Here is a 25,700-nt window from a genome sequence, read left to right on the forward strand (position 1 = left end):
CCGCCCCGGGACCCGCAAGCGCTTCCATGGCAGCTGATGGTAATGGACGCGCCGGGGCAGGGGTCCTCTCCGCCTTCGGGTACCGCGATTTCTCCCTCTTGTGGTCGGGCGCCCTGCTCTCGAACATCGGCACCTGGGTGCACATGAGCGCCCTCTTCTGGTACGTGAAGGAGCTCACGGGCTCTGATGCCTGGGTGGGGCTGGTGACGGTGGCCAACTTCATCCCCGTCTTCTTTCTCGTGCTCTTCGCCGGCTCCCTGGCGGACGTCCTCAACCGCAAGGCCCTCATCATCGCCACCCAGGCGGCCATGATGCTGGGCGCCCTGGCCCTGGGGGTCCTCGCCTCCTCCGGGAGAGCGGACCTGCCGGAGATCCTCGCCATCACCGCCTTTATGGGCACCGCCTTCACCTTCAACTTCCCCGCCTGGCGGGCCATCATCGCCGACCTCGTGCAGCCCCGCGACCTCCTCAACGCCGTGGCCCTGGACGCCGCGGAGTTCAACATGGCGCGCTTCATCGGTCCCTGGCTGGGCGGCATCATCGTCTCCGCCTGGACGGTCAGCGCCGCCTTCTACGTCAACGCCGCCAGCTTCCTCGCGGTCATCGCCGCCCTCCTGCTCATCAGGACCAGGACCCCCCGCAACCCGAGACCCCCGCGGGGTACCCTGGCTCACGTGCGCGAGATACTCGTCTATGTGTGGCGCCACCGCTGGGCCTTCAACCTGCTGCTGGTCCTCGCCGTGGCCTCCGTCTTCGGGCTCCCCTTCATCGTGCTCCTGCCGGGCATGGCCAGAGACGTGCTGAAAAAGGGCGCCAGGGGTTACGGCCTGCTGCTGGGTCTGGTGGGGCTGGGTGCCGCCGTGGCCGCGCCCTTCGTCACCTGGATGAACCGCCGCTTTCGCGAGAGCGAGATCATAAAGATAACCGCCCTGGGCGCGGGCGTCTCCCTGGCGGCCTTCTCGCTCTCCCGCGCCTTCTGGCTATCGCTGGTCCTCGGCTTTTTGCTGGGGGGCGCTTTCCTCATGCTCTCGGCGGCGGTGAACACCGTCCTGCAGGCGCGCGTGGAGCGGGACATGCGCGGGCGCATCATGAGCCTCTACATCTTCGTCTTCCAGGGCATGATGCCGGTGGGCGGGATGCTCATGGGTTTTCTGGCCGACCGCTTTTCCGCCCCCGCGGTGCTCTTCGCCTGCGGCCTGGTCTGCCTCATCACCTCGGCGGCGCTCTTCGCGTTCCCCTCCTTCCTCGGGGAGGCGTTCACCGGATGAAGCCACGACAATCGGGGCCAGGCTGCGAAGAGAGGTGTCGGCCCCCAGATAATAGGTGTCCCATCCCTCCATCTCGAAGAGGTCGGAGACCATGCGCAGCCCGATCTCGCGCAGCTCCCCCGCCACCCAGGCCGCGATCAGCGCCTCTCCTCTCCTCTCCCCTCCGAACACGCGCGGATAGAGCTGCGACATGATGAGCTGGGCGGCGGCGGCGCAGTAATGCTCCTGGGCCACGCTCACACGGTTCAACTGCCAAAGCCTGCCGAGCTCCCACTGGCTGGGCTGGAAGACATGGAGGTAGATATTCTTTGCCGGCGCGCCCTCAGGCGTATCTGTACGCCACGCCGGTACCCCCGGGAGGATAAGTGAAGTCCACGGCCCCCGCCTCGCAGGCGATGAAGCAGCTGCCGCATTCCACGCAGACACCGCGGTAGCCCTCCGCCAGCTCCGCCCTGCCGCCGCGCATCCTCCACAGGTCCATGGGGCATATGGCCACGCAGTTGCCGCACCCCGTGCACCTTTCGGCGTCCAGGAAGATGAAGTCGCGTCCGGAGGGTATCACATCCGCGAGTGCGAAACGGTCCACGGCCAGCTCGTCCCCGCCGCGCTCCGGCTTCCCTCCTCTCCGCATTCTTCCGCTCATCCCCTCTCCTCCCCCGCGTCGGAACCTCCTTCCGCGCCGCGCAGGATGAAGCCCAGTCCTTTGAGGGCGGTGAGGTATCCGCGCACCCTCTCCCCCTCCACCTCCAACAACATGGGGAGGTAGATCCTGGCGACCTCCAGGAGGAGGGGCAGGTTCTCCGCCAGCACCGGCAGGGCGCGGGCCACGCATTCCGCCTTCGGCTCCTGCGCGGACATGAAAAGGTTCACCGTCAGGTCCACCGCCAGCTCGGTGAGCTCGCGCGAAAGCCCGGGGTCTCCCATCATCTCGAAGAGCCGCCGCAGCTCGCTGCCGCCTACGAACTCCTTTCCCACCGGGCTCTCCTCCAGGCGTTCCAGGTAGCGGGCCAGGGACGCCGCGGAAACGTCGCCCTCTTCCTCGCATTCCAGGGCCACCTGCGCCGCGAGCCTCCCCGAGTACATGGCCTGCCAGACCCCCTCCGCGTAGAGAGGCTCGGGCAGGCCGGCGGCGTCTCCCACCAGCATGAGCCCGCCGGTATAGATGTCGGTGGGCATGCGGTCCATCCAGGGGAGGAGGTGGGCCTGCCACTCCCGGGGCCGGGCGTCCAGGGAGCGCAGCAGGCGCCGCGTCGGCGGTGCCTGAAGGGAGTCCAGGAGCTCGCGCGCCGGCTTGATGTGGCTTCGGTTGAGGCGCGATACCAGGCTGTTGGTCACCCCGGGGCCGCCCAGGTGCAGTCCGTCGGCGTAGGCCACGAGGTAGTTACCCCCGATGCCGGGGCCGAAATAGGCCTGGAAACCCGCCTCGTGGATGACGTCGTCCATGCGCTCACGGGACGCCGCGTAATCCACCGCGCAGGCGCTTATCACCTGGTCGGGGCGCCACTTCTCCCTCAGGCCCGAGAGGCGCGCCGTGGCGGAGAGCACCCCGTCGGCGCCGATCACCACGGGGGCGGCGTACTCCTCTCCCCCCTCCAGGACCACCCCGGCCACCCTCCCCGACTCCCGCCGCAAGCCCGTGGCCAGCGACTGGAGCATGAGGGTTGCCCCGGCCGCCCGCGCCCTCTCCGCCAGCCACTGGTCGAACTCCCGGCGCAGCATGCCCGCGGTGAAGAAATCCCGGGCCTCGGGGTAGCCCATGCGCCGGGACGGTCCCGAGGAGATGGAAAACCTTTCCTCCATCTCCGGGGGCGGCGAGAGGAAATGGGCCACGCACAGCCGGTTGTAGCGTATGGAGGGGAGGTCCAGTTCGGCGATGAAGGGGAAGTCGCGCCAGGCCTTGGTGGAGAGGGCGAAGCCCGAGGCGTTCTTCTCGCCGGGGTACCGCGATCGCTCCAGCAGCAGCACTTTCATGCCCGCTTCGGCCGCCGTCATGGCGGCGACGCTTCCCCCCGGCCCCGCTCCCACCACGATGATGTCGTACCGCTGCATGCCGCTACCCCCGGCTTTCTCCTGCGTCCATGATAACACCTCCGGGGAAGGGGGAACACGCGGCCGTTACCCGCGGCTCTGCCTCACGCCGGGGCCCACGAAAGCCCTCCCGGCGTCGGGAGAGAACGCGCAGTCCTGACCGCGCCTCTCGCGAAATGCGCACCGGGAGCGTACTCTCTGCGGCGGCGGGCCTATCAATGGGTGGCCACGTGGCCGAAGCCGGGTATGGCGAAGGGCGTCGGCAGGAGAGGCCTTTCCCGCTCCGTGAGCCTGATGAGGCGGTTGACGCGTTCCACGCCCAGCGCACGTATCTGCCATTCCAGCAGGGAGACATGGGGGCGCACGAAACGTTTCCACGCCTCCTTGAGGTAGAAGCTGCGGCGGAAGCGCCGTAGGAAACGGTCGAACTCCCGCTGTGCGCCCTCGGGGTCGTACACGGCCATTGCCGCCACTTTCCCCGATACCAGGGCTCCGCTGATCCCGAAGCCCATGAAGGGGTCGATGGCCCCGGACATGGTGCCGCACATGATCAGGTCCCCGCGGAAGAGCCTGTAGTTATCGGGCGTGGCCAGGGGCACGGCTCCCACCTGGTAATCCCAGTCGGCATGCTCCACGCCCTGGTTGCGCAGCGCAAAGTCCCGGTATCGGCGCAAAGCCTTCTCGTCCACCCTGCGCCCGAAGGAGAAGAGGAGGTCGAAGTAGTAGCCGTTCACCGCCGAAAGATATCCGTACTCGGTAACACATTCGTCGAACCACAACCAGGCGTAATCGCTGAAACCGATCTCCCCCCTGGACAGCCACATGGACACGGTGACGAAAGGGATTTCCAGCATCTTGTAGGCCCCAGGGATGAGGCCGCAAGCGATGATGGTGCCCGGCTTGAGCCCCGGGACCTCTTCCGCTCTCAGGGGAGAGGAGAACTCGAACTCCACGCCCGCTTCCAGGCATTTCCTGTAGAGCAGGGTATCCAGGCTCCCCGGGCGATCGCCCCTCTCCACGCCGTAAACGGAATAGACCGGGAATTGGATCTCGGTATCATGGAAGAAAGCCGGGCACTTGAGGACCCGGTGGAAGACAGGGGTTACGTCTATCCCGATATACTCCGAGGTCCTGGCGGGATCGATGGGCGTCACGTGGGTGGAGGGATTGTATATCCTCGCCCCGCCGTAGGATCCCTCCGCCTCCCTTACCCGTACCCGGTAGCCCTCCCTGGCCAGGTTGACGGCGGCCACCATGCCGCTCATCCCGGCCCCAACGATCAGCGCTTCCCTCGCGGCCATCCCAACCTCCTCCGGTCCGGACGGCCCCTCCCAGGACGCCGGCCGCGATCCCCCTGCGGCTTTCACATATTATGTCATCTCGCGCGCGTCGCGTCACCCCGCGCCCTTTTCCTCCCGGACCATCTCCCCCGCCTTCAAGGATGAGGATATCGCGCGGAGTGGAACAACCGGCCGGGGCATCGGCCGGATGACACGAAAAACCGGGGGACGCGCCCCGGATTAATTGCCATATTTTACTATATGAGCGCGGGGAGACGCATGCACCGGCCCGCTCTTTTCCCGTGCACGGCTGCGCCGCATGGTCCCGTGCCCCGACTTCGGCGCAGAGAGCCGCCCCGATTGTCGCTGCCCGGCCCTATAATGCGGAAAGAAGAACGGCGGATCTTCTCTCGCGTCGCCTTAGCTGGCTACGCCGTAAAGGGCTGACCTTACGGGAGCGTGAAGTGGAACTCAACCGCCTGACGGAAGAACTGCGGCGTCTCTGCTCCGGCCGTCCGCTGGAGGAGAAATGGCTGCTCGCGCCCTCGCACCGTGCGGGGCGGCAATGGCTCGACGCCGTGACCCGCTCCGGCACCGCGGTCTTGAACGTGCGGGTGATGACCGTCGTGGGCATGGCGCTGGAGCTGGCCGCCCCGGAGCTCGAGAGGCGGGGATTGACCTACGCCGCGGGCATGCGCCTGGAGCTGGCCTTAGAGGGCCTGATCTCGCGGCGTGGGGTGGAGGGGGGCTATCTGGCGGGGCTGGCCGCCAGCCCGGGATTGTCCGGAGTGATGGCCGCCTCCTTCCGAGACCTGCGCATGGCCGGCGTGAAGGCCGGCGACCTCACCCCGTCATGCTTCGAGGTCGCCGCGAAGGGAGAGGAGCTGGCCTCGCTCCTGGCGGCCTACGAGCAGAGGCTGGCCTCCCTCGCCCTCGCCGACCTCCCAGACGCGCTGCGATTCGCCGCCACGCGCCTGAGGGAGGACCCCCATGCCCTCCCCCCGGGATGCCTGGTGGCGCTCCCCGCGTACATGCGCGAGGGGATGCCGGCCCTGGAGCGCGCCCTCTGGGAGGCGGTCCCGGAGGATAGGAAGGTCCTGCTGGACTACGACCGTCCCTGCGTGGCGCGCGATAGGGATCTCACGGACGCCGCCCTCCTGGCCTGGGTCGACCGCCCCGCGGAGGCGCCCGCGCCAGCCGGTGACGGCAGCGTGGAGTTCTTCCGCGCCACAGGAGAGGCAAACGAGGTGCGCGAGGTGTTGAGGCGCTGCGCCGCTTCCGGCATACCCTTCGATGAGGTGGAGATCCTGCACACCGATTACCAGACCTACGTGCCCCTCATCTATGAGATCTGCCATGCCCTGTGGGAAGACGGCGAGGACATGCCCGTTACCTTCGCCGAGGGCATACCCGTGCGCTACTCCAGGCCCGGGCGCGCGCTGGCGGGATGGCTGTCATGGGTCCTGGAGGGATTCCCACAGGAAGCGCTGGCGCGCATGCTCGAGGACGGGCTGCTGGAAACGGAAGACGGGGACGGGGTCCGGAATTTCTCGGTCCTTGCCGCTGTGCTGCGTTCCCTGCCCATCGGCCTGGGCCGCGAACGATACGGCGAGGTGATACGGGGAGAGCTCGACCGCGATCCCTCCCCACGGGAAAGAAACGGCCGCTTCGAGGACGGAGATGAGGAAGCCGGGGAGAGGGAGGGGAGCATTCCGGGGAGGAGTTCCGCGCTGCGATCCCTCTCCTCCCTCCTCGACGCCCTGCTATCCCCCGTCCCCCGCGACCCGGGAGCGGCCGCGGAGCTGCTCGCCGCGGCGGAGGATTTCCTCTCCCGCCGCGTGCGCTGCACGGGCGAGCTCGATGAATACGCGCGCAGGAAACTGCTCAAGGGGGTGCGCGAGCTCTCCGCCGGCCTGAGGGATTGCGGCACCGGCGCTCCGGACATCGTCGGCCGGCTCAGGGAGCTGGCCGACTCCTCGCGCGTGGAGGGGAAAAGCCCGCAGCCGGGTTGCCTGCACGTCGCTTCCCTGCGGGGCGGAGGCCACAGCGGTCGTTCCCATGTCTTCATCCTCGGGCTGGACGACGGCCGTTTCCCCGGCGCCGGTCTCCAGGACCCTCTGTTGCTGGATTCCGAACGGGAGGCCATCTCCGACGAGCTCCCGACGGCTGCGGGGCGCATGGCCGCTGCCATGGAGGACCTCGCCCGGGTCATGGCCGGGCTGCGGGCGAGGGTGACCATGGGGTACTGCTGCCGCGACCTGGAGGAGGACCGGGAGATGTTTCCCAGCCAGGCCGTCCTCTCCGCCTACCGCATCGTCTCAGGGAACAGGGAGGCGGTACAGGACGACCTCCTAGGTGCACTGCGGGAGCCGGCCTCCTTCGCGCCCCTCCGGCCCGGGATGTGCATCACCGAGACGGAATGGTGGATAGTTCGCCTGTGCGGAGACGCTCCCCCGCCCAATGCCGAGGAGGCCGTCTTCGCCGCCTACCCCCATCTGGGGCGCGGGAGGACCGCCCGCCTGGCCCGCGAGGGCGAGGAGTTCACGGACTACGACGGCTTCGTGCCCGAGGCGGGAGCCGAGCTCGACCCTGCCCGTCCGGACAGTCCCGCGCTCTCCGCCAGTCAGCTGGAGACCCTCGGGCGGTGCCCCCTCGAGTACTTCTTCGCCTACGTGCTGGGGATAAGGCCGCCGGAGGAATTCGTCTTAGACCCGTCGCGCTGGCTGGAGGCCAACGAGAAAGGAGCCGTCCTGCACGAGGTGTTCGGGGATTTTCACCGGCACCTGCGGGAGGAGGGGCGGTCGCCCTCCCTTGAGCGCGACTGGGACTTCTTGAGCGGGATGCTGCTGGACAGACTCTCCCTCTGGGAACGCCGCAAGCCTCCACCCAACCAGGAGGTGGCGCGCGTGGAGCGCGAGGAAATGCTGCGCACCGCCCGCATCTTCCTCATGGAGGATGAGATATACTGCCGGGAAAACCGGCCGCTCTACTTCGAGGCGGCGGCGGGCATGGCGAGCTCCGGCGCCGGGAACCCCATCGACCGCCCCGAGGCGGTGCGAGTGGAGCTGCCCGGCGGCGAGTGCATCCGGGTGAGTGGCCGCATGGACCGCGTGGACGAGCTGGGAGAGCCGGGCAGCGCCCTCTTCTCGGTGCTGGACTACAAGACCGGCTCCGCCTGGGGTTTCGATATCGCCAAACCCTTCATGGGCGGGAGGCGACTGCAGCACTACCTCTACATGGCCATGGCGAAGGAGCTCCTGGGGCGCGTCCACCCGAGGGCAAAGGTGGCCTCCTTCCAGTATTTCTTCCCCTCCTCCCGCGAACACGGCGAGCGCGTCGTCTGGGATGCGGAGTCCCTGCACGACGGCCCGCTGGTGCTGGCCTGCCTGCGCGAGATGTTGGCGGGGGGATGCTTCCCTTTCACGGACGACAAGAACGACGTACGGTTCAGCGATTACCTTCCCGCCTTCGGAGACGTGGAGGCGCTGGAGAAGAGGTGCAGGGAGAGGCTGGCAGGAACTGGAAACTCCTCCCTGGATCCCTTCCGGAGGCTCAGGGGTCATGCATGAGCAGGAGGTGACCATGACGGGCCGGCACGGCGGCGGCGAGGCACCCCCGCGTCCTCCCGACCGGGAGCAGCGCGAACTCATCCTGCGCGAGCTCGACCGCAACATCATCGTGGAGGCGGCGGCGGGCACCGGAAAGACCACCAGCATGACGGGACGGATGCTCGTCCTGCTGGAAAGCGGAAGGTGCCGCGACATACGCTGCATGGCCGCGGTGACCTTCACCCGCAAGGCGGCGGCGGAGCTGCGGGGACGTTTCCAAGTGGAGCTGGAGCGCAGGGTCAGGGAGGCGGAGGGCGAGGAGGGGAAACGCCTCAAGGCCGCCCTCGACCGCGTGGAGCAGTGTTTCATCGGGACCATCCATTCCTTCTGCGCGCGCCTGCTGCGGGAGCGACCGGTGGAGGCGGGGGTGAGCCTCGACTTCGAGGAGCTCGACGAGGAAGCGGACGTACGCCTTCGCGAGGAGGCCTGGCACATCTTCGTGGCCGAGCTCGCGGCCGGGGATCGGGGAGGGCTCCTCGAGAGACTCGCCCGCCTGGGGTTGAACGTCTCCGACCTCGGATCCTCCTTCGCGGATTTCTGCCTCTATCCCGACGTGGAGGAATGGCCCACACCCCGGAAATCCTCTGAACCGGACCTCGGTGAGGCGCGAGAGAAGCTCTTCCGCTATGTAGAACGTTTGCGGGCGCTGGAGCCCCGGCTGCCACGGGAGGTCGGGAAAGACACCCTCATCCCCCGGATGAGGCGCCTGCTCCGCGTCGTCTCTCACCTTGACGACCCCGAGAGGTCGGATCGCCTCGTGGAGGCCCTGGAGTTGTTCGACTACAAACCCAACCAGGTGCAGAGGGTCTGGACGGCAACCGGGCACTTCACCAGGGAAGAGGCCATAGCCGAGAAAAATAGGTGGATCGATCTCCGCGACCAGGTGGCGCTTCCTGCGCTGCGCGCCTGGCGGGAATACCGCTACCCCACCGTCCTGGAGGTCTTCCGGAAGGCGCGCAGGGTCTATGACCACCTGCGGCGGGAGCGCGGATTCCTCAACTTCCAAGACCTGTTGATGAAGGCGGCGGCGCTGCTGCGGGACCATCCCGAGGCGCGCCGCTATTTCCAGTCCCGCTTCACCCACCTCCTGGTGGACGAGTTCCAGGATACCGACCCCATCCAGGCGGAGGTCATCTTCTTCCTCGCCGCGGAGGACCCGGAGGAGAGGGACTGGCGCGCTTGCGTGCCCAGGCCGGGGTCGCTGTTCCTGGTGGGCGACCCCAAGCAGTCCATATACCGTTTCCGGCGCGCCGATATAGCCACCTACGCGCAGGCCAAGCGGATCCTCGTGGAGCGGGGGGGCCTGGCGGTGAACCTGCAGACCAACTTCCGTTCCACCCCTTCCGTCATCGACTGGGTCAACGAGGTCTTCCGGCCGGGCGAGCCGTCCGAGGATGAAAAGGGGCGGGCCATGCTGCGCTTTCCGGCCGTGGAGACCCTCCAGTCCCCGCTCTATGTCCCCCTCCTCCCCTTCAGGCGGGAGGTTGCGTGCGAGCTGGGCGGCATCTTCCGCCTCCCCATCCCGGAGGAATGCGAAAAGAATGAGACCGTCAGGGCATATGAGCCCGACCTGCTGGCCAGGGTGATAAGGGATTTCCTGGACCGGGGAGCCACCGTCGCGCGCGCGGGCAGCGAACCCCAAGAGGAAGACGACCCCCGCGTGCGCCCCGACGATCTCATGATCGTGACGCGGCAGAAACGCAACCTGGGCGCCATGGCCCAAGCCCTGCAGAGATACGACATCCCCCACCGGGTCACGGGCGGACAGGCACTTAACGAGGTCGAGGAGCTGCGCCTCCTCTACCTGTGCCTCAGGGCGGCCACACGGCCCGAGGACCCCGTGGCCCTGGTGGCAGCGCTGCGCAGCGAGCTCTTCGGTGTAAGCGACGCCCGGCTCTACGACTTCCGCCGGGCGGGAGGACGCTTCTCTTTCCGGAGCGAGGTGCCCGCCGGGCTGGACGGGGCGGACGGAGAACTCTTCACAGACGCCTTTTCCCGCCTCAGGCGGTACGCGCGCTGGCTCCACCTCCTCCCCCCCGCTTCCGCCTGCGAGAGGATCGCGGGGGACCTGGGGCTGTTCGCGCTGGCGGCCTCCCGCCCGGGCGGGAACGCGCAGGCGGGGAGCCTGGCCAAGAGCCTGGAACTGCTCCGCGCCGCGCAGCGGGAGGGGTGGAGCGTCGCGCATGCCGTGGAATATATCGGCAGGCTTGCCTCGCGCGAGGAAGCCCACGACGGAGCGGAGGCCCTTCCCGACAGCCGGCCGGCGGTGAGGATCATGAACCTGCACAAGGTCAAAGGTCTGGAGGCCCCGGTGGTCTTCCTCGCCGACCCCTGCGGGGAATCCGACCACCCGACCACGGTGCATATAGACCGCTGCGGGGAGAGGATCAGAGGTTACCTGGCCATACACCAAAAGACGTCCGAATATTCCCAAAAACTGCTCGCCCACCCCCCCGGATGGGAGGAACTGGCGGAAAGGGAAAAGGCCTTCGGGCGCGCCGAGGAGCTGCGCCTGCGCTACGTCGCCGCCACCCGCTGCGGCTCCGCCGCCGTCATCAGCCAGCGCAAGAACAAGAACGCCGGAAACCCCTGGTGTTATTTCGATACCTTCATCCCCGCCGCGCGGGACATCGCCGACCCCGGGCCCAAAGAAGCCCCGGTCAAGCCTGCGGCGGCCGTCTCTCCGGAGGAACGCGCGGCAGGGGTGGCGGAGACATCTACCCGCCTCGGCGCATCCCTTTCGCCGACCTATCGGGTACTGGCGGCCAAGGAATACGCTCTTTCCCGGCCCGGCGGAGCGGGAATGCCTCCCCCGGCGTCGGCCGCGGCGGCGGCAGGACCCGCGAGGGCAGGTGAGGGCGGGGACCCGCCCGAACCGGAGGGAGATGAGGGAGACGTGCCCCCGGGAAGGAGGAAGAGCGGAGACCCGGGCGGGAGCACCGACGCGGGCTCCGGATCCCCCGAAAGCAGCACAAGTCCCGGGGACAACCTGGAGATCTTATCTGACGCCGAGGGAGGAACGCAGTGGGGCGAGGTGATCCACCTGCTCCTGCGGGCGGCCATGGCGGAGCCGGGCGCGGACCTGGAGAGGCTGGCGTCCGCCTCCCTCGAAGAGAGGGAGCTGGACCCAGCGCTCGCGCCCCAGGCCGCCGCCCTGGCGCGCTCGGTCATGGCCTCGGATGTCTGGCGCCGCGCCCTGGACTCCGAGAAGCGGTTGATGGAGGTACCTTTTCAGATACCCTGGGAGGATGGGGGACTACCGGCCGTGCTGCGCGGGGTGATCGACCTCGCCTTCCGTGAGGCGGACGGCTGGGTGCTGGTGGATTACAAGACCGACCGCCTGCGGCGGGACGAAGTGCGGAGAGCCGGCGAGAAATACGCTCCCCAGCTTTCCCTTTACGCCAGAGCCTGGGAGGCGGCCTGCGGCGAGCCGGTCAGCGAGGCCCTGATCTATTTCACCTCCACCGGCACCCTGGCGAGGGTAGGGGTCGCTCCCGCCCCGTGAGCGGCGGGGAAGATGGTAAGATAACTGGTATGAACGGTAACGGAAAGATGCGCGCAAACCCCCCGCTGATCCGCCCCGCCACGCCCGGGGACGCCGAGGCGGCGGCACGGCTCATCTACCTGGCGGGAAAGAGTCACCTGGAGACCTCCATCTACGACCTCATGTTCCCGGGGGACATAGAGGAGAAACTGGGTTTGCTGGCCGCCCTTTTCAAGGCGGACCCTCCCTCCTTCTACCATTATTCCCACTACCTGGTATGCGAGGTAGAGGGCGAGGTCGCTGGCTGCCTGTGCGGCTACAACGAGGCCCGCAACGGTGACGCGCTGGTACGCGAGGCGCTGGCGGAGGTGGGCATCGACCGCGCGGAGGGAAAGGCGATGAACGCCCGCATGCAGCCTTTCTACCGCGTCTACCCCGGTCACTACCCGGATTCCTGGGTGATCGAGCACGTGGCGGTGTTCCCGGAATTCCGCCGCCGCGGCCTGGTCACGGCCCTCCTCGAGGAGATACTGCGCAGGGGGCGCGAGCGGGGCTACACGTGCGCGGAGCTGAATATGCTCATAGGCAACGAGCCGGCGCGGGGAGCTTACGAAAAGGCGGGCTTCGTGGCGGTGGAGGAAAAGACCGACGACGAGTTCATGCGCATCTTCAACAGCCCGGGCATGTTGAGGATGTACCGCGAGCTGTGAGAGAAGCCGGGGCGTACTTCCCGCACTGCCCGACCCCGGATGGGTATGTCGGGGATGTGCGTCGCGGCAGGCGGGTCAGGCCGAGGACGTACCGCGAGCTGCGATGGAAGCAAGAACTTCCTTCCACACCGCCCATACCAGGCGAGCGTATCGAAGGCGCGAGTCCCGACAGGCGGGTCAGGCCGGGGATGAACCGGGATACCTGAGAAAGGGGGGACCGGGGGTGAGAAAGAGATGGTCGATGTCCGTGCTGGCGTCCGTCTCCCTGCTGCTGTTGTCCGCGGCCCTTTTCGCCGGCTGCGGGGGCTCCGGGGAGGGGAAGAACGGCGCGGCCGTAGATCAAGGCGAAACGGCGCGGGCGTCCTACGAGGACGGGTTCTCGCGCGGGCAGGCCGAGGGTCTTGAGAAGGGCCTCGAGGACGGAAAGGCGGGGAAATACGAACCGCAGGCCCCGGAGTTGGCGGGAGCGGACGAGGATTTCCTCCGCGGCTACATCCAGGGGTGGTCGGAGGGCTACGAGGAAGGCTATGCGGAGGGGAAGAAGCAGGCCGGCCTCGAGGACGATGAGCTCGCCGAGGTAGAGGCGGCCATGATCGCCTTCGTGAAGCAGAACTCGGCCCCCGGCCTGGAGTTCAGGATCGACAACATCGTCATCCAGGGAGACACGGCGGTGGGGAGGGCGGTCTGCACCAGCGAGCGCCTGGAGAGCCCCTACGTGGTGATGGAGAAGGGGGCCTCGGGGTGGCGGGGCGTGGACTTCGGCACCGGCATCGAGCCCCCCGCCTGGTACCCGTACTGAGAGCCCTGTTGACTCCACGCAAGAGCATGCGCGATTCCGCAGGAGCATGCGCGATTCCGGTAGAGATATGAGAGCGCATTTTTCGCGTGCCTCGGGGATGATCGCGGGCGACGAACCTCGTTACGGAAAAACGCTGTGTCTCTCCCTTCTTCCCGGTAACGACATCCGACCTCACGCCCATGCTTGGAACCCCGTTACCTGAAAGGTGCCGTGCTGCAGCCAGCATAATGCGTACCCGCCGCTCCCGCTTCCAGACAATCCTCCTCGGGCCTGGCGAGCCGACTTGCGAGCGTGCGGCGCCTTCCGTCACCCCGCGCAGCCGATGGATCGCGACGCACGCGGCGCTAATGCGCACGGCATCATGTTCCCACCCCCCGGAGCCGATATACAGAGAGGCGATGGTCTGCCGGGTCCGAGCCGGCCCCGGAAGGAAGCCTTCCCAGAGATACCCGGAGGTGGACGGCGGCGCCTCCCGGTCGGCATTGGAGGCCGGCGCCAAAAGCCGGCGGCACGGGGCCGGAGGCCCAGGGAAGGTCGGCGCTCATGGGCGGAGAAGAGACGGACGAGAGGCACGGCAGGGGGGAAGAACCCCCGGAGGGTGGACTTTCGGGTCAAAAAGACGCCTCCCAAAGCGGTGATGAGCGGCGGGCGGGGGCCGACGCCATCGAGAGGTACGCCAGGTCGCTCATCGAATACACCTTCGACCTCATCCTGCTCCTGGACCGCTCGGGCGAAATAGTCTTCGCCAGCCCCTCGGCGAGGCGTCTGCTGGGATACGACCCCGAGTCGGTGGCGGGGAGGAACGTCTTCGCGTTCCTCCACCCCGATGACCAGGCATGGGCGGCGGAGTTCTACCGCACGGGCGTTGACCGCCGCGGCTACTCCCCCTATCTCATGGTGAGGGTCCGCCACCACGACGGCTCCTGGCGCTGGTTCGAGGCCGTGGGCAACAACCTCCTCGAGGACCCCCTGGTGAGGGGCATCGTGGTGAGCGCGCGCGACATCACCGAGCACCGCCGCCTTGAAGAGGACCTGCGGAGGAGCGAGGCCTACTTCCGCTACATCACCGAAAACACCCATGACATCATCTCCGTGCTGGACCGCGAGGGCAGGCTGCGCTACGTGAGCCCATCCATAAAGCGGATCTCGGGATACGAGCCGGAGGAGCTTCTCGGGAGATCCCCCTTCGAGCTGCTCCACCCGGAGGACACCGACCGCGTCGTCGCCGTCTTCTCCCAGGGGATCGAGAACGACCTTCCCTCCGCGACGGCGGAATACCGCTGGCTGCGAAAAGACGGCTCCTGGCAGGTCTTCGAGGCCTTCGGCATCAACGCCCTCGACAACCCGGCCATCGAGGGGATCGTCGTGCATGCCCGGGACATCACGGAGAGGAAGCGCTGGGAGGAGGCCCTGCGAGAATCCGAGGAGAAATACCGCCTCATCTACGACTTCACGGGGGAGGCCATCTTCACCTACGACACGGACATGAGGCTCATCGGCGTCAACCGCAAGGCATGCGAACTCATAGGGTACGGCGAGCACGAGCTCCTGGGAAAGAACGTGCTGGAGCTGAACATCCTCCACCCCGACGACCACGCGCGCGCCATCGACGATATACGGCGCCTTTCCGCGGGAGAAACCGTGCGGGACGAACTGCGCTTCGTCAGAAGGGACGGCGGCGTGGCCATAGGAAGCGTGACCGGAGCACCGCTTTACGACAGGGAAGGCAGGGTCATCGCCTTCACCAACGTGGCCCATGACGTAACGGAACGCAAGCGCGAGGAGTGGCGCCTGGACGAACTGAGGCGCTGCCTCCTCGAGCTGGGCGCGGACCCCATGGAAAACATCGCCAGGATAGTGGCGGTGGCCGGCAGGGTGATGGGGGAGGGCGCGCTGCGTTACTGCCGCCTCGACAAGGGCGGCCTCACCGTGCTCTACCCCTCGGGGGAAAAGATCGAGCGGATCTCGGACCGGGAGGCGGCCGCCGCTTACACGTGCTACGAGGACATGCTCACGGATGCCGTGGAACCTCGCGTGATCGAAGACCTGGAGGGAACGGCGTACGCCCGGGACCCGGACGCGGCGCGGGAGGGGTTCCGTTCCTTCCTGGGCTACCCCGCGCGCCTGCGCGAGAAGACCGTGGGCATGCTCTGTCTTTTCGGTCGGGAGGCCGGGAGCTTCGCCCCCCCGGACATGCACCTCATGGGGATGCTGGCCCGCGCCCTGGCCATCGAGGAGGAGCGCCTGGTGCACGTGGAGAGCATCAGGCGCTTCGTGGATATAGCCTCCCACGAGCTGCGCACACCCCTCTCCATCATCAAGGGCTACGCGGATGCCTTCCTGCACGGGGACCTCGCGGGGATCGACGGGGAAAGCCTGGAGAAGATACGCATCATCAACGGCAGGGCGGACAAGATGGCCAAGACCATAGACGACCTCCTCGACCTCTCGCGCATCGAGCGGGGGCTCTTCGCGGTGGAGAAGAGGGAGGCCGCGGTGCCGCCGCTTCTCGAGCATGCGGTGGGCCAGATGTGCGAGAAGGGCGCCGGTCAAGATTTCGAGGTCCGCATCGGCGAGGGGGTGCGGGCGCACGCGCTGGACGCGGAGAAGATCACCGACGCACTGATCATCCTCCTGGACAACGCGGTCAAGTATTCCCCGCCCTCCTCCCCCGTCCTGCTGGAAGCCAGGCGCGAGGGGGGAGGACTGCTCATCTCCGTATACGACCGCGGGCCGGGGATTCCCGAGAAGGACCGTGAGGTCATCTTCGAGCGCTTCCATCAACTGGAAGATGCCGCTCATCACGCCTCGAGCGGCCTGGGCTTGGGCCTGTTCATCGCCAGGGAGATCGCGCGCGGGCACGGGGGCAGCATCTGGTGCGAGGCGAGGGAGGGCGGCGGCTCCGTCTTCAGGATGCTCATCCCTTAACGCCCGCCGATAACGCGGGACCGCCGCGTCCCTCCCTCAAGCCCCTTGCCCGAGGACGAGAACGGGACAGTCCCTACGTGTGCATCAAGGACCGCGAAAGGCCGGACAGTCGGGCGGGCAGGCCCGTGCCCCCTCCCGCCGTCCGCCCTACCTGCCGGTGTAGGCCTCGGAGAAGAGCCATGCCGCGGCCGGCGAAACTACCCCGGGAGAGACATGCCCTCCGCGTATGGGCTCCCTTCTCTCCCCTTCCCTTCCCAGGTCGAAGTACATGGCCCTCTCGACGACCACGGGCAGGCTGGACATCATGTCCAGTGCCACCTGGGAGGGATTGCCGTCCGCGGCCAGCGCCGCATTCACGTCGACGGTCATCCTGGCGCGCGGGCCCACACGGTAGGTGGCGGAACGCGTGCCCTCCCCGGGTCCCAACAGGTACCTGGCCTCCACGGTGGCGGCCTCGGGGTTGGGGTTCAGGACCAGCACATATTCGTGGATGCCGGGGAAGGCCGAACCCTCGGCGAACATCCACCTCCGCGACGGCTCCACCGTCCCCGTGGAGACATGCCCGTCGTCCCAGGCGCCGTTATAGCGGAAGTACACGGCCCTCTCGCAGGCGACGGGGCTGTCCGACCTCACGCTCACCGATACGTCCGAGGCCGACGCGAAGAGGTCGTTAACCCTCAGGGTGCGGCGTGCCCTGGGGGGCAAGGCAAGTTCCCTGGTGACCTCCTCCCCCCGCGGCGTGTGGCAGCAGACCCTCGCGGTGGCCGCCTCCGTTCCCGGGTTCGCCACCAGGATCCAGGTGTCAAAATCGCCGGCAACCCTCCCTTCGGCGAAATACCATTCCCTGGAAAGAGCGCTCACCCCGGGCTTGCTGTGCCCCCCGTCGGCGACAAAGGCGCCTCCCGGCGAGCGGTAGAGGAAATACATGGAACGCTCCGCCACCACCGGCAGGTCCGTCTCCACCCTAGCCGCCACCTCGCCCTGGATATAGGCGTTCACATGGTAGGTGCGGCGCGCTCCGGCCGGTATCTCCAGGTCCACCGCCATCCCATCGCCTCCCTGCGGCAGCAGCTCCAGCCTCCCGCGCGCGGTCCCCTCCCCGAAGTTGGCGATGCAGATATATTCATGGAAGGGTTGGGAATCCGAGGCGTAGCCCTCGGCGAAATACCACATGCTCCTGGCCTGCGGTGAGCCGAAGGCGTCCGAGCCCCCGTCCATCCAACCATGGTAGCGGAAGTACATGGGCCTCTCCGCCAGCAGCGGCGTCCCGTCCACGGAGCGCACCTCCACCGCGAGGTTCTTGTTCCTCAGGTTCGGGTTGGCGTTGAGGTCCAGGGTGAGGCGGGAGGACGCCGCCACCTCGCGGTATATCTTCAGGTACTCGCCCGCCTCGTCGCGGAAGACCACCTCCGCCCAGGTGGAGGAGGAGCCCGGGTTGGCTATGCTCAGAAAGGGAAAGAAGTTGTACGAAGCGTCCCCGGCGGCGAAGACATCCCGCCTGTCGTGGGGGAAGCAGGGCTCTCCCAGGTCGGTGTTGTCGCCGTCGCCGTTCCTGTCCCCCGGCACCTTCCCGCACACCTCCGCTGCCGTGAGGCGCGGGTCGCCGGCCCACGCGGGCTGCCCCCAAACGGCGCCGTTGGTGTTTCCCGGCATACGGTTCTTGCGGTAGGTAACTCCCTCCACCCCCAGGCGATAATGGGAGCCCTGGAGCAGCTCGTATCCGCTCCCCTCCGCATAGGAGGCGGAGAGATCGGGAACGGTGAGCTCCCCGATGGGCCTGCCGTGGTCGCGGAAGAGCGACTCCAGGTAGGAGGGGGTCGACCCCACGTTGGCGCTGGCGGTATAGGAGCGCGCCCCCGGCCCCGGCTGCAGGAAGGTGTAGGAGTACTCGTTCACCCGCGCGAGGACCTCCTCCCGTGACAGAAGCGCGGCCCCTCCGGCCATGTCCGCCGCCTCCGGGCCGGCGGCGAAGCAGGTGTGGCGCATGATCACCATGGCATCGGGCGCCAGCCTGATCTCGTCACGCCAGTGACTGCGGTGATCCCCGAACTCCCGCGCCTCGTCCGTTCCCTCCACGGTGTCGGTGCGGGACGCCCACGCCTTGTCCTGGGGAAGGCAGAATCCCCAGCGCTCGCGGTTCCCGTGTCCGTAATAGACCACCAGGTTGTATCGGCGGTCAGACACGAAGCGGTGCAGGCGGTAGTGGGGGCAGGGGGTGAGGGAGCCGTCTTCCTCGTAGGCGTCCAGGACGTAAACCTCGAAATCGTATTTCCTCAGCGCCTCCACCGTGGCCTGGAGGTCGGGAACAGAGGCCGCCCGCAGGCTCTCCCCGGGCGCGAAGGCCATCACCAGGAGGGCTTTGGGCGTGGGGACCGCGGCCGCATTGGAAGCCGCGGGCGAAAAGGGTACCGCCGCCAGGAGAAGAACGAGGAGCGCGACCGGCATGGACGGGCCACGCAGCCCTCTCGACACCCCCGCAGGTCTCCTCAATTCATCGGTCTCCTTTCCGGTCTCCCTGCACGCGGTCCGCGGACGGGGCCCAAAGGCCTTTCCGCAGCATCCCGACCTCGCCCGGGGACCGCGCTTCCGCCGCGCTCAGCATATCGGACGAAGAGGTCGGCCGTCCTTTTTACATGTCTGCTCCCGCGGATCACCGGCGATCGCGGCTCTGCCCCCGCCCCATGCACGACCGGTTCTGCCGCCGCCTACCGTAGATGCCGCCGCTCCCCCACCTGGGGCGAGGGGGATGACCTAGAGGCCACGGCCGTATCGCGGCCATGATATATCAACGGGACTCCCCGTGTACATGGCCATGACCGGGAACGGCGCCGCCCGCGTCTTTAGCCCTCGAACACGGCCTTCCCGCATGCGCTGCCTCTTCCGCGGTCCCCGGATAATCGGGAGCCGCGCGCGGACCCGCTGCATCCGGCGCCGCCGGCGATGTGAAATCTCTGTTACAATCGCGAGATCGGGCTTATCTGCCCAGCCCTCCCTGCCGATACAGATAAATGCTTCATGTATAGATATTGCAAGGGGGAGAGGATGCAAAAGAAGGACGCAAAAGGTTTCTTCATCGACTCCAGGCTCAGGGGATCAGGGCTTTTGAAGACCCTCCTGCGAGGATTCCGCCACCGCCAGGAAGGGGAAGAGGAGCGAAAGACCCCCTATGAGTACGGACGTCCCGGCCCCCGGGAGACCGCCTCGAGGGGGCGCGACTCCGGAGAGGGCATGAAAAAAGCGGCCAGCCTCTGAACGACGCGAGCATCCACGGGCGGATAGGGACAGCCCGGCTCAGAAAGCCGGAGTGACGGAATAGAGGCAGAGGATGCCGTGTTGGCGGTTGACCTCGCTCCTGGTCTCCTCACCGTTGAGCACCCGCAGCAGCAGGGCCCGGGTCCCGGCGGCGACCTCCTCCAGCGAGCTCCCCTCCAGGACCGCGCCGGCGTTCACGTCCATGTCGTCCTCCATGGCCCGGAAGAGACGGCTGTTGCTGGCCACCTTGATCACCGGCACGATGGGGAAGCCGAGGGGATTGCCGCGCCCGGTGGTGAAGAGCATGGCATGGCACCCGCAGGCCGCGAGCCCGGCCATGGACTCTACGTCGTAGCCCGGGCCGTCCATGATCACCAGCCCCTTCTCCCTCGGGATGTCGCCGTAATCCACCACCTCGTTCACGGTGGTGCCCCCTCCCTTGAGGATGCAACCCAGGGACTTCTCGCGGATGGAGCTCATACCGCCGTCCATGTTCCCGGGGGCTATGACCTGGGAGGCCAGCGGTCCCAGGATCTCGCGAGCCCTGCGCTCGGCTTCCGCGATCAGCGAGGTCACGCGCCCCGCGATCTCCCCGTTGCGGGAACGGCGCGCCAGGATATGGGCGGTGCCGATCATCTCCGTGGTCTCGGTGAGGATGACCGTGCCCCCTTCGCCCACCAGCCAGTCCGCCACCAGACCCACGGCGGGGTTGGCGGTGACGCCGGAGAAGGCATCGGAGCCCCCGCATTCCAGCCCCAGCACCACGCGGTCAAGGGATGCCTCCTCCCTCTCCGCCCTCTCCGCCTCGCGGAGCAGGGCACGGGCTGCCTCCGCCCCGCGTGCCGCCGCTCTGCGGGACCCCCCGACATCCTGAATGTTCAGGAACTCCACGCGCCTGCCGGAATGGGAGATGCGCTCTGCCAGGTACTCGGCCTTGATCACCTCGCACCCCAGCCCTACCACCAAGGTCCCGAACACGTTGGGGTTGACCGCCAGGTTGACCAGGGTCCTGAAATGCCTGCCCAGGTCCTCGCCTCCCCTGCCGCAGCCATGCCCGTGAAAGAGCGGCGTCGCCCCGGGCACCTCGCGGGCTATGGCCTCCACCACCCCGTTGGCGCAGGCCACGGAGGGGATGACCGCCACGTGGTTCCTGGCACCCACGCCGTCGTCCGGCCTGGCAAAACCCATGAAGCTCTCCTTCACGGCCATCGCCCACCTCCGTTCTCCGTCGCCGCGGGCACCCCTTGGGTTCCCCTCATTCGTCCACCGCCAGGTTATGGGTATGCACCCAGCCCCCTTTCTCTATCCCCCGACTGGCCCGGCCGATCACCTCACCGTACTTGACGATGTCCTCGCCGGGCGCCAGATCGCGCAGGGCTACCTTGTGACTGAAGGGGATGTCGTCGGCCGCCGCAAGTTCGCGCCCGTCCGCAAGGCGTACCGTCCCGCCCCGGGCGATATCCTCCAGAGCCACCGCCACGTTGTCCGCCGCGTTGATGACCAGGGCATTGGGCTTCAAGGCCGTCCTCCTTCCCGGACATGGACGCCGCTCCCCCGCTCGAAGACCCCACGGAGCTCACAGGCGGGCAGCGGCACTCCCGTCGTCTTCCCCGTCGAGCCCAATTTTTTCTTTCTCACGGGCACATGCGCGGCCGCCGAGCCTTTCCTCCAGGCAGGTCCGCCACGCCACGCCATCTCTTCCTCTCACGCCCATATCACCGCCTATTATAGACCGGGGTGGTGCCGCACGGATGGAGCCTCGGTCCTCATGCCTCTCCAGAACGGCACCGGGTAAAAGTCCGGCGCGGACCCCAGGGGTCCGCGCCTCAGCCTTTTCCCCATATGGGTACGATCAGGAGGAAGCTATGGGGATCTTCTTCCTTCCCTCGACGGACTTGCCCGCGCCTTTGATGCGGATCTCCAGGACGCCGTCCTTGAGGCTGGCCGAGATGTCCTCCTCCTTCACCTCGCCGGGAAGCGGCACGCTACGGGTGAAGGATCCGGCCACCCGCTCCCGGCGGTAATAGTTCTTGTCCTCGACCTTCTCCTCGCGCTCGTGTCGCCCGCTGATGGTCAGGGTGGAGTCATGCAGGTCGATGCTCACGTCGTCGGCCTTGAACTCCGGCAGCTCCATCTTGACCACCATGTCGTCCTTCTCGGAATAGACGTCCATGCTCGGCCAGTCATGAAAGGTGGGGAAGAGCGTGAAATCATCTATGTCGCTCCAGAACCACCCCCTCGGCGTCCAGTCCCGAAACGCTACGGGGAAGAACGGTCTCCACCTGATGATAGACATCTCACCCACCTCCTTTCAGGTTTTTCGCGTCTTTCCGACGCTCAAACCGGGAGGGTGCTCAACGCGTATCCCCTATCACCGCCCCGAGGGCCATACTCGACTTCGAGTCCCCTTTCGGATGCCGTGAGCGCCCTGCCGGCCTCCGCGTCGGTACCCTCTTCCAGCCTCGCGTAATCGAACAGACAGACCTGACACATGTCGAATTCAATGGAACCGGCGCTCCCGCAGAAGATGCATCTCTCGCGTTCCGCCAAGGGCACCACCTCCTCCAGCATGTCCAAGTCCCACTAATCTCATTTCTTATGTTAGATTTATTACTATCATATGTCAAGTCTTCTAGTCATAATTGACAGATTATTTCCAAGGGGATATAAATAAATCATGGGTGATGAGGTAAAGATCCCCGGCCAAGGAGATTCGGAACCCCTCTACACCATAGGGGTGGTCTCCCGGCTGCTTTCCTGCGAGCAGAGCACGCTGCGGCGTTATGAGAGCGCCGGCCTGGTCACCCCCAGCCGGACGGAGGGGAATACCCGGCTGTATTCGAACGAGAACATCGAGACCTTGAGGACGGTACACCGTCTCATCGACGGCGAGAAGCTGAACGCCAGGGGCGCGCGCATGGTCATGAGCATGCAGCAGGAGATAGACGAGCTCAAGGCCAGGATCGCCGAGCTGGAGGCGCGCCTGCGCGAGCTCGAGGGCGAGTCATCGTAGCGCGCAGCGAGGCCCTCCCGGGGTCAGGAGTGCACCAGCATCAGCTATCCTTAAAGCACCATGAAAGGAAGGTGCCCCGTTCCCCATCGCCCGCACCAGATAAGGGGGAACGTATCAGCTTCCTTTGCACAGACCCTAAAGGGAAGCGAGGATGAACCGCCGCCTTTCTCCGCGTTCACTATTACGCCCTTGCGGGCTTCGGGCTCGTCCCCGTCGCGGCGTGCTGCTCTGGAGCGCCCGTGTCCCGTCCCCATGCCGCCCTCAAGTACCTGGGATCCGCCCGGTCTTGAAGCCCTTCCCGGGCTGGGGCAGCAGATGCCGCGACCCGGAAGGCCGCCTGCCACCGGCGCTCGCTACGGCACGCCCCGGCAAGCCGTTGGATTGTCCGTCCGACCTACTTCTTGCCGCTTTCCTCTTTTTTCTCGAAGGCGTTCTGCGCGTCGCAATTGGGGCATTTTTTCGGCTTGCAGCGCGAGTCCCTGACGTATCCGCATTTGTTGCACACCCATTCCGCCATGCTCCACCTCCTTGAGTACGAGGAATCCGCCTGTAACCTACCTCGCATGCCTTGTCTTCGACCGGATCCCAGGCCGGGGGAAACCCTGAGCGGCACCTTTCCCTCCGCTCCGAACCCGGTGCATCACCTACGCGGGGACACTACCGCTCGACCCGCGCCCGCCCCTCGAGTCGTCCGGGTGACCGGTTAATATTCTGCCCGCACCGCGAGGAGACATAACCTGAACCGGCGTTCAGGGCCGCACGGCCCTCGAGATCCTCCCCCTCGCGGCATGGCACGGCTCCCAGCCGCCGTCCCGGTGGCATCAGCGCAGCTTTTCGTAGCGCTCCCTGAACCTGCCCAGGAGCTCGGACAGCTCATCGAGATTGGACATCCACATGTCCAGGACCTCCCTGCCCTCAGGCGTCAGGTTATAGACCTTGCGTGCCGGGCCGGAGCCGGAATCGTCGAGGGAGCTCTCGGCCAATCCCGACCTCTCCATCACCCGCAGAAGCCGGTAGAGCATGGAGGGATCCATCCCGCCCGGTCCGATGCCGAATTCCTTCAACCTGCCCATGAGCTCGTAACCGTGCATGGACTGCTCCGCCAGCAGCAAGAGCACCGCCGGTCTCAGGAACCGCCGTGTGGGGTCCCAGCTCAGACCCGGGACCTCCAGGGGCATGCCGCCATGGGCATGGCCTGGCCGCATCATCGCAAAACGGCGAGGGCCTCGCACGGGAATCCCTCCTTCCCAGTCGCGTTCCCTGAACACCTTTCCACCTCCTCATGATATTGGCATCTGGTCTATAGTTATATTAAGCATATATTGTATTTAAGTCAATAATGGTATTGGCTTCAGCCTTCGATGACACCCACAGCGTTTGTCCTTTGAGCGTGATCCCCCGGCCTCAATCCTCCGGCAGGAGCAGCTCGGTTACGGTTACGGGCTCGTAGCCCGAGGCGCGTAGGTCGCGTATGAGGGAGGGAAGTGCGCCGGCCTTCTGGGAGGCGTTTACGGTATGCATGACCACGATGGACCCGGGGCGTGCCCTGGACATGATATGCGAGCAGAGGACGCCGGCGGATATGCCCGTGTAATCCCGGGGATCGATATCCCAGTACACGCTGACGTACTCCAGGGAATTCAGCTGTGCCAGGGCGGCGGCGTTCCTCGACCCGTAGGGGAAGCGGAAGTAAGGTCGCGCCGCGTACCCGGTGACACTCGCGATGGCCGCTTCCGAGGAGACGACCTCGGAATACCTGGACTCGGCAGAGAGCCCGGTGAAATCGCGGTGGCTGTAGGAGTGGCTGGCGACCTCGTGCCCCTCTTCGGCCATGCGCCTGACCATATCGGGATATGCCTCGACGTATGAACCCAACACGAAGAAAGTGCAGTGCACGTTCTGGGCCTTGAGAGCATCCAGGATGGCGGCGGTCGCCGCGCGATCCCCCTCGGCGTCGAAGGTGAGGGCGATGCGCCGGCACGCGGTGTTGCCGTTGAATATCTCTCCCGTGCCCAGCGAGCGCGCCAGCTCGTCGCGGTTTACGCTGCGCCACTCCGGGTTGGCGTTGCGGTAGCGGAAGTACATGGGGCGCTCGGCCACCAGGGGCACGCCGTTGCGCGAGCGCACGGCGATGGAGAAGTCGCCGCGGGAGTCGTCGGACCTCCCCAGGCCCAGGCCCGGCTCGTGCACGGGGATGGTGAAGCGGGAGTGCGGGCCCAGGTCGAGGTCCTTTTTCTCCTCCACCGTCCCGTCCCCGCGGTAGTAGGAGATGTCGTAGCGGGCGGCCTCGCCGCCCGGGTTCTGCAGGCAGAGCCAGGTGTCGAAGCCCTCGCGGGAGCAGCCCTCGGCGAAGTACCAGTCCGTGCGGGGGGCCTCGGCCCCCATGACGTCGTGGCCCCCGGTTATGGCGTTGCGGTAGCGGAAGTACATGGGGCGCTCGGCCACCAGGGGCACGCCGTTGCGCGAGCGCACGGCGATGGAGAAGTCGCCGCGGGAGTCGTCGGACCTCCCCAGGCCCAGGCCCGGCTCGTGCACGGGGATGGTGAAGCGGGAGTGCGGGCCCAGGTCGAGGTCCTTTTTCTCCTCCACCGTCCCGTCCCCGCGGTAGTAGGAGATGTCGTAGCGGGCGGCCTCGCCGCCCGGGTTCTGCAGGCAGAGCCAGGTGTCGAAGCCCTCGCGGGAGCAGCCCTCGGCGAAGTACCAGTCCGTGCGGGGGGCCTCGGCCCCCATGACGTCGTGGCCCCCGGTTATGGCGTTGCGGTAGCGGAAGTACATGGGGCGCTCGGCCACGATGCCGGCAGTGGACTCGACGGCCAGCGACACGTCGCTTTCGGGCGGGACCACGCCGCGTACGTTCACGGTCACGCGGCTGCGGGGAGGCAGCGCCTCGTCCCGCTCCAGCACCTGCCCGTCACCGAGCATATACCTGCAGGTGGCAATGGCCGTTTCGGGGTTGGGGTTGAAGAGGCATACCCACTCCTCGAACCCCATGCGCGTGCATCCCTCGGCGAAGTACCAGGTCTTCCCCGCTTTCCCGCCGCCCGTGACGTCGTGCCCGCCGCTCCATGTGCCGTATGCCGCCTTGCCCGTGGCGAGAAAGGCGGCGTTGCAGAAGGCCAGCAGGCACAGGAGAAGGAGAGGCCGGAAGGCAAATACTTGCGCGCGGCCGTGCGTTGCGTGCGAATCCTTCATCTGACGACACTCTAGCAGAACGGGCGGAAAAAGCGAAGCCGGAGGCTTCAGGGTCCGACTGGATCTCCTCGATCTCCACCTGCATGGCCTCCTCCGACGCGGGCATGGCCGCCGCTATTGGCTTCCTGAACTCTACGG

Annotated in this window: 19 protein-coding genes and 1 pseudogene; 8 read left to right on the forward strand and 12 right to left on the reverse strand. The window is 66.9% G+C overall.

Translation table 11 applies throughout. The annotated features are described in order from the left end of the window. Positions 1-26: 26 nt before the first annotated feature. Entirely contained in the window at positions 27-1,268 is a 1,242-nt protein-coding gene (locus H5T74_09395) for an MFS transporter (protein ID MBC7230587.1), read from the forward strand. Here the strand turns inward: H5T74_09395 and H5T74_09400 are convergent. The 4 genes and pseudogenes from H5T74_09400 to H5T74_09415 all read right to left on the reverse strand — a co-directional run bounded on the left by H5T74_09400 (position 1,269) and on the right by H5T74_09415 (position 4,597). After that, a pseudogene (locus H5T74_09400) lies at positions 1,269-1,694 on the reverse strand (B12-binding domain-containing protein). Beyond that, positions 1,591-1,911, reverse strand: a complete 321-nt coding sequence (locus tag H5T74_09405; GenBank protein MBC7230588.1) for a 4Fe-4S binding protein — start codon at positions 1,909-1,911, stop codon at positions 1,591-1,593. Before H5T74_09405 ends, H5T74_09400 begins: the two are co-directional and overlap by 104 nt. Further along, complete coding sequence (locus H5T74_09410; GenBank protein ID MBC7230589.1) at positions 1,908-3,317, reverse strand: NAD(P)/FAD-dependent oxidoreductase; 1,410 nt, start codon at positions 3,315-3,317, stop codon at positions 1,908-1,910. Before H5T74_09410 ends, H5T74_09405 begins: the two co-directional genes overlap by 4 nt. Before the next feature lie 194 nt (positions 3,318-3,511). Next, complete coding sequence (locus H5T74_09415) at positions 3,512-4,597, reverse strand: NAD(P)-binding protein (protein ID MBC7230590.1); 1,086 nt, start codon at positions 4,595-4,597, stop codon at positions 3,512-3,514. A 443-nt stretch (positions 4,598-5,040) separates the two neighbouring features. On the opposite strand from H5T74_09415, the gene H5T74_09420 reads away from it, so the two are divergent. From H5T74_09420 to H5T74_09440, 5 genes are all read left to right on the forward strand, one after another. Then, a complete protein-coding gene (locus H5T74_09420; protein ID MBC7230591.1) occupies positions 5,041-8,145 on the forward strand; it encodes a PD-(D/E)XK nuclease family protein in 3,105 nt (1,034 codons plus the stop codon). A gap of 7 nt (positions 8,146-8,152) precedes the next feature. Further along, positions 8,153-11,689: a UvrD-helicase domain-containing protein gene (locus tag H5T74_09425; GenBank protein MBC7230592.1), complete on the forward strand. Its 3,537-nt coding sequence runs from the start codon at positions 8,153-8,155 to the stop codon at positions 11,687-11,689. A 29-nt stretch (positions 11,690-11,718) separates the two neighbouring features. Beyond that, entirely contained in the window at positions 11,719-12,378 is a 660-nt protein-coding gene (locus H5T74_09430; GenBank protein MBC7230593.1) for a GNAT family N-acetyltransferase, read from the forward strand. Between the two features lie 241 nt (positions 12,379-12,619). Then, complete coding sequence (locus tag H5T74_09435; protein MBC7230594.1) at positions 12,620-13,177, forward strand: hypothetical protein; 558 nt, start codon at positions 12,620-12,622, stop codon at positions 13,175-13,177. A gap of 543 nt (positions 13,178-13,720) precedes the next feature. Further along, the gene (locus tag H5T74_09440) at positions 13,721-16,105 is read left to right on the forward strand and encodes a PAS domain S-box protein (protein ID MBC7230595.1); all 2,385 of its coding nucleotides are present in this window, start codon (positions 13,721-13,723) and stop codon (positions 16,103-16,105) included. A gap of 147 nt (positions 16,106-16,252) precedes the next feature. Here the strand turns inward: H5T74_09440 and H5T74_09445 are convergent, their stop codons facing one another. Continuing rightward, positions 16,253-18,595: a hypothetical protein gene (locus tag H5T74_09445; protein ID MBC7230596.1), complete on the reverse strand. Its 2,343-nt coding sequence runs from the start codon at positions 18,593-18,595 to the stop codon at positions 16,253-16,255. A 552-nt stretch (positions 18,596-19,147) separates the two neighbouring features. Between H5T74_09445 and H5T74_09450 the strand changes: the two genes are divergently transcribed. Then, positions 19,148-19,357, forward strand: a complete 210-nt coding sequence (locus H5T74_09450) for a hypothetical protein (protein ID MBC7230597.1) — start codon at positions 19,148-19,150, stop codon at positions 19,355-19,357. A 39-nt stretch (positions 19,358-19,396) separates the two neighbouring features. Here H5T74_09450 and H5T74_09455 read toward each other — a convergent pair whose 3' ends face one another. The 4 genes from H5T74_09455 to H5T74_09470 form a co-directional block, all read right to left on the reverse strand. Further along, positions 19,397-20,566 (reverse strand): UxaA family hydrolase, encoded by a 1,170-nt coding sequence (locus tag H5T74_09455; GenBank protein MBC7230598.1) that lies wholly within the window; start codon positions 20,564-20,566, stop codon positions 19,397-19,399. Positions 20,567-20,612: 46 nt separating this feature from the next. Beyond that, on the reverse strand, positions 20,613-20,876 hold the full coding sequence (locus H5T74_09460; GenBank protein ID MBC7230599.1) for a UxaA family hydrolase: 264 nt from the start codon (positions 20,874-20,876) through the stop codon (positions 20,613-20,615). A 333-nt stretch (positions 20,877-21,209) separates the two neighbouring features. Continuing rightward, complete coding sequence (locus tag H5T74_09465) at positions 21,210-21,653, reverse strand: Hsp20/alpha crystallin family protein (protein ID MBC7230600.1); 444 nt, start codon at positions 21,651-21,653, stop codon at positions 21,210-21,212. Positions 21,654-21,694: 41 nt separating this feature from the next. Continuing rightward, on the reverse strand, positions 21,695-21,934 hold the full coding sequence (locus tag H5T74_09470; protein MBC7230601.1) for a hypothetical protein: 240 nt from the start codon (positions 21,932-21,934) through the stop codon (positions 21,695-21,697). A gap of 100 nt (positions 21,935-22,034) precedes the next feature. Between H5T74_09470 and H5T74_09475 the strand changes: the two genes are divergently transcribed. Next, complete coding sequence (locus H5T74_09475) at positions 22,035-22,370, forward strand: MerR family transcriptional regulator (GenBank protein ID MBC7230602.1); 336 nt, start codon at positions 22,035-22,037, stop codon at positions 22,368-22,370. A 394-nt stretch (positions 22,371-22,764) separates the two neighbouring features. Here the strand turns inward: H5T74_09475 and H5T74_09480 are convergent, their stop codons facing one another. The 3 genes from H5T74_09480 to H5T74_09490 form a co-directional block, all read right to left on the reverse strand. Further along, positions 22,765-22,887, reverse strand: a complete 123-nt coding sequence (locus H5T74_09480) for a rubredoxin (GenBank protein MBC7230603.1) — start codon at positions 22,885-22,887, stop codon at positions 22,765-22,767. Between the two features lie 304 nt (positions 22,888-23,191). Further along, positions 23,192-23,638, reverse strand: coding sequence for a PadR family transcriptional regulator (locus H5T74_09485; GenBank protein ID MBC7230604.1), 447 nt, complete (start codon positions 23,636-23,638; stop codon positions 23,192-23,194). Positions 23,639-23,774: 136 nt separating this feature from the next. Next, complete coding sequence (locus tag H5T74_09490; GenBank protein MBC7230605.1) at positions 23,775-25,562, reverse strand: polysaccharide deacetylase family protein; 1,788 nt, start codon at positions 25,560-25,562, stop codon at positions 23,775-23,777. Positions 25,563-25,700: the final 138 nt, after the last annotated feature.

It is taken from the genome of Actinomycetota bacterium (assembly GCA_014360645.1).
In the GTDB taxonomy this organism is placed as follows: domain Bacteria; phylum Actinomycetota; class Geothermincolia; order Geothermincolales; family RBG-13-55-18; genus Solincola_B.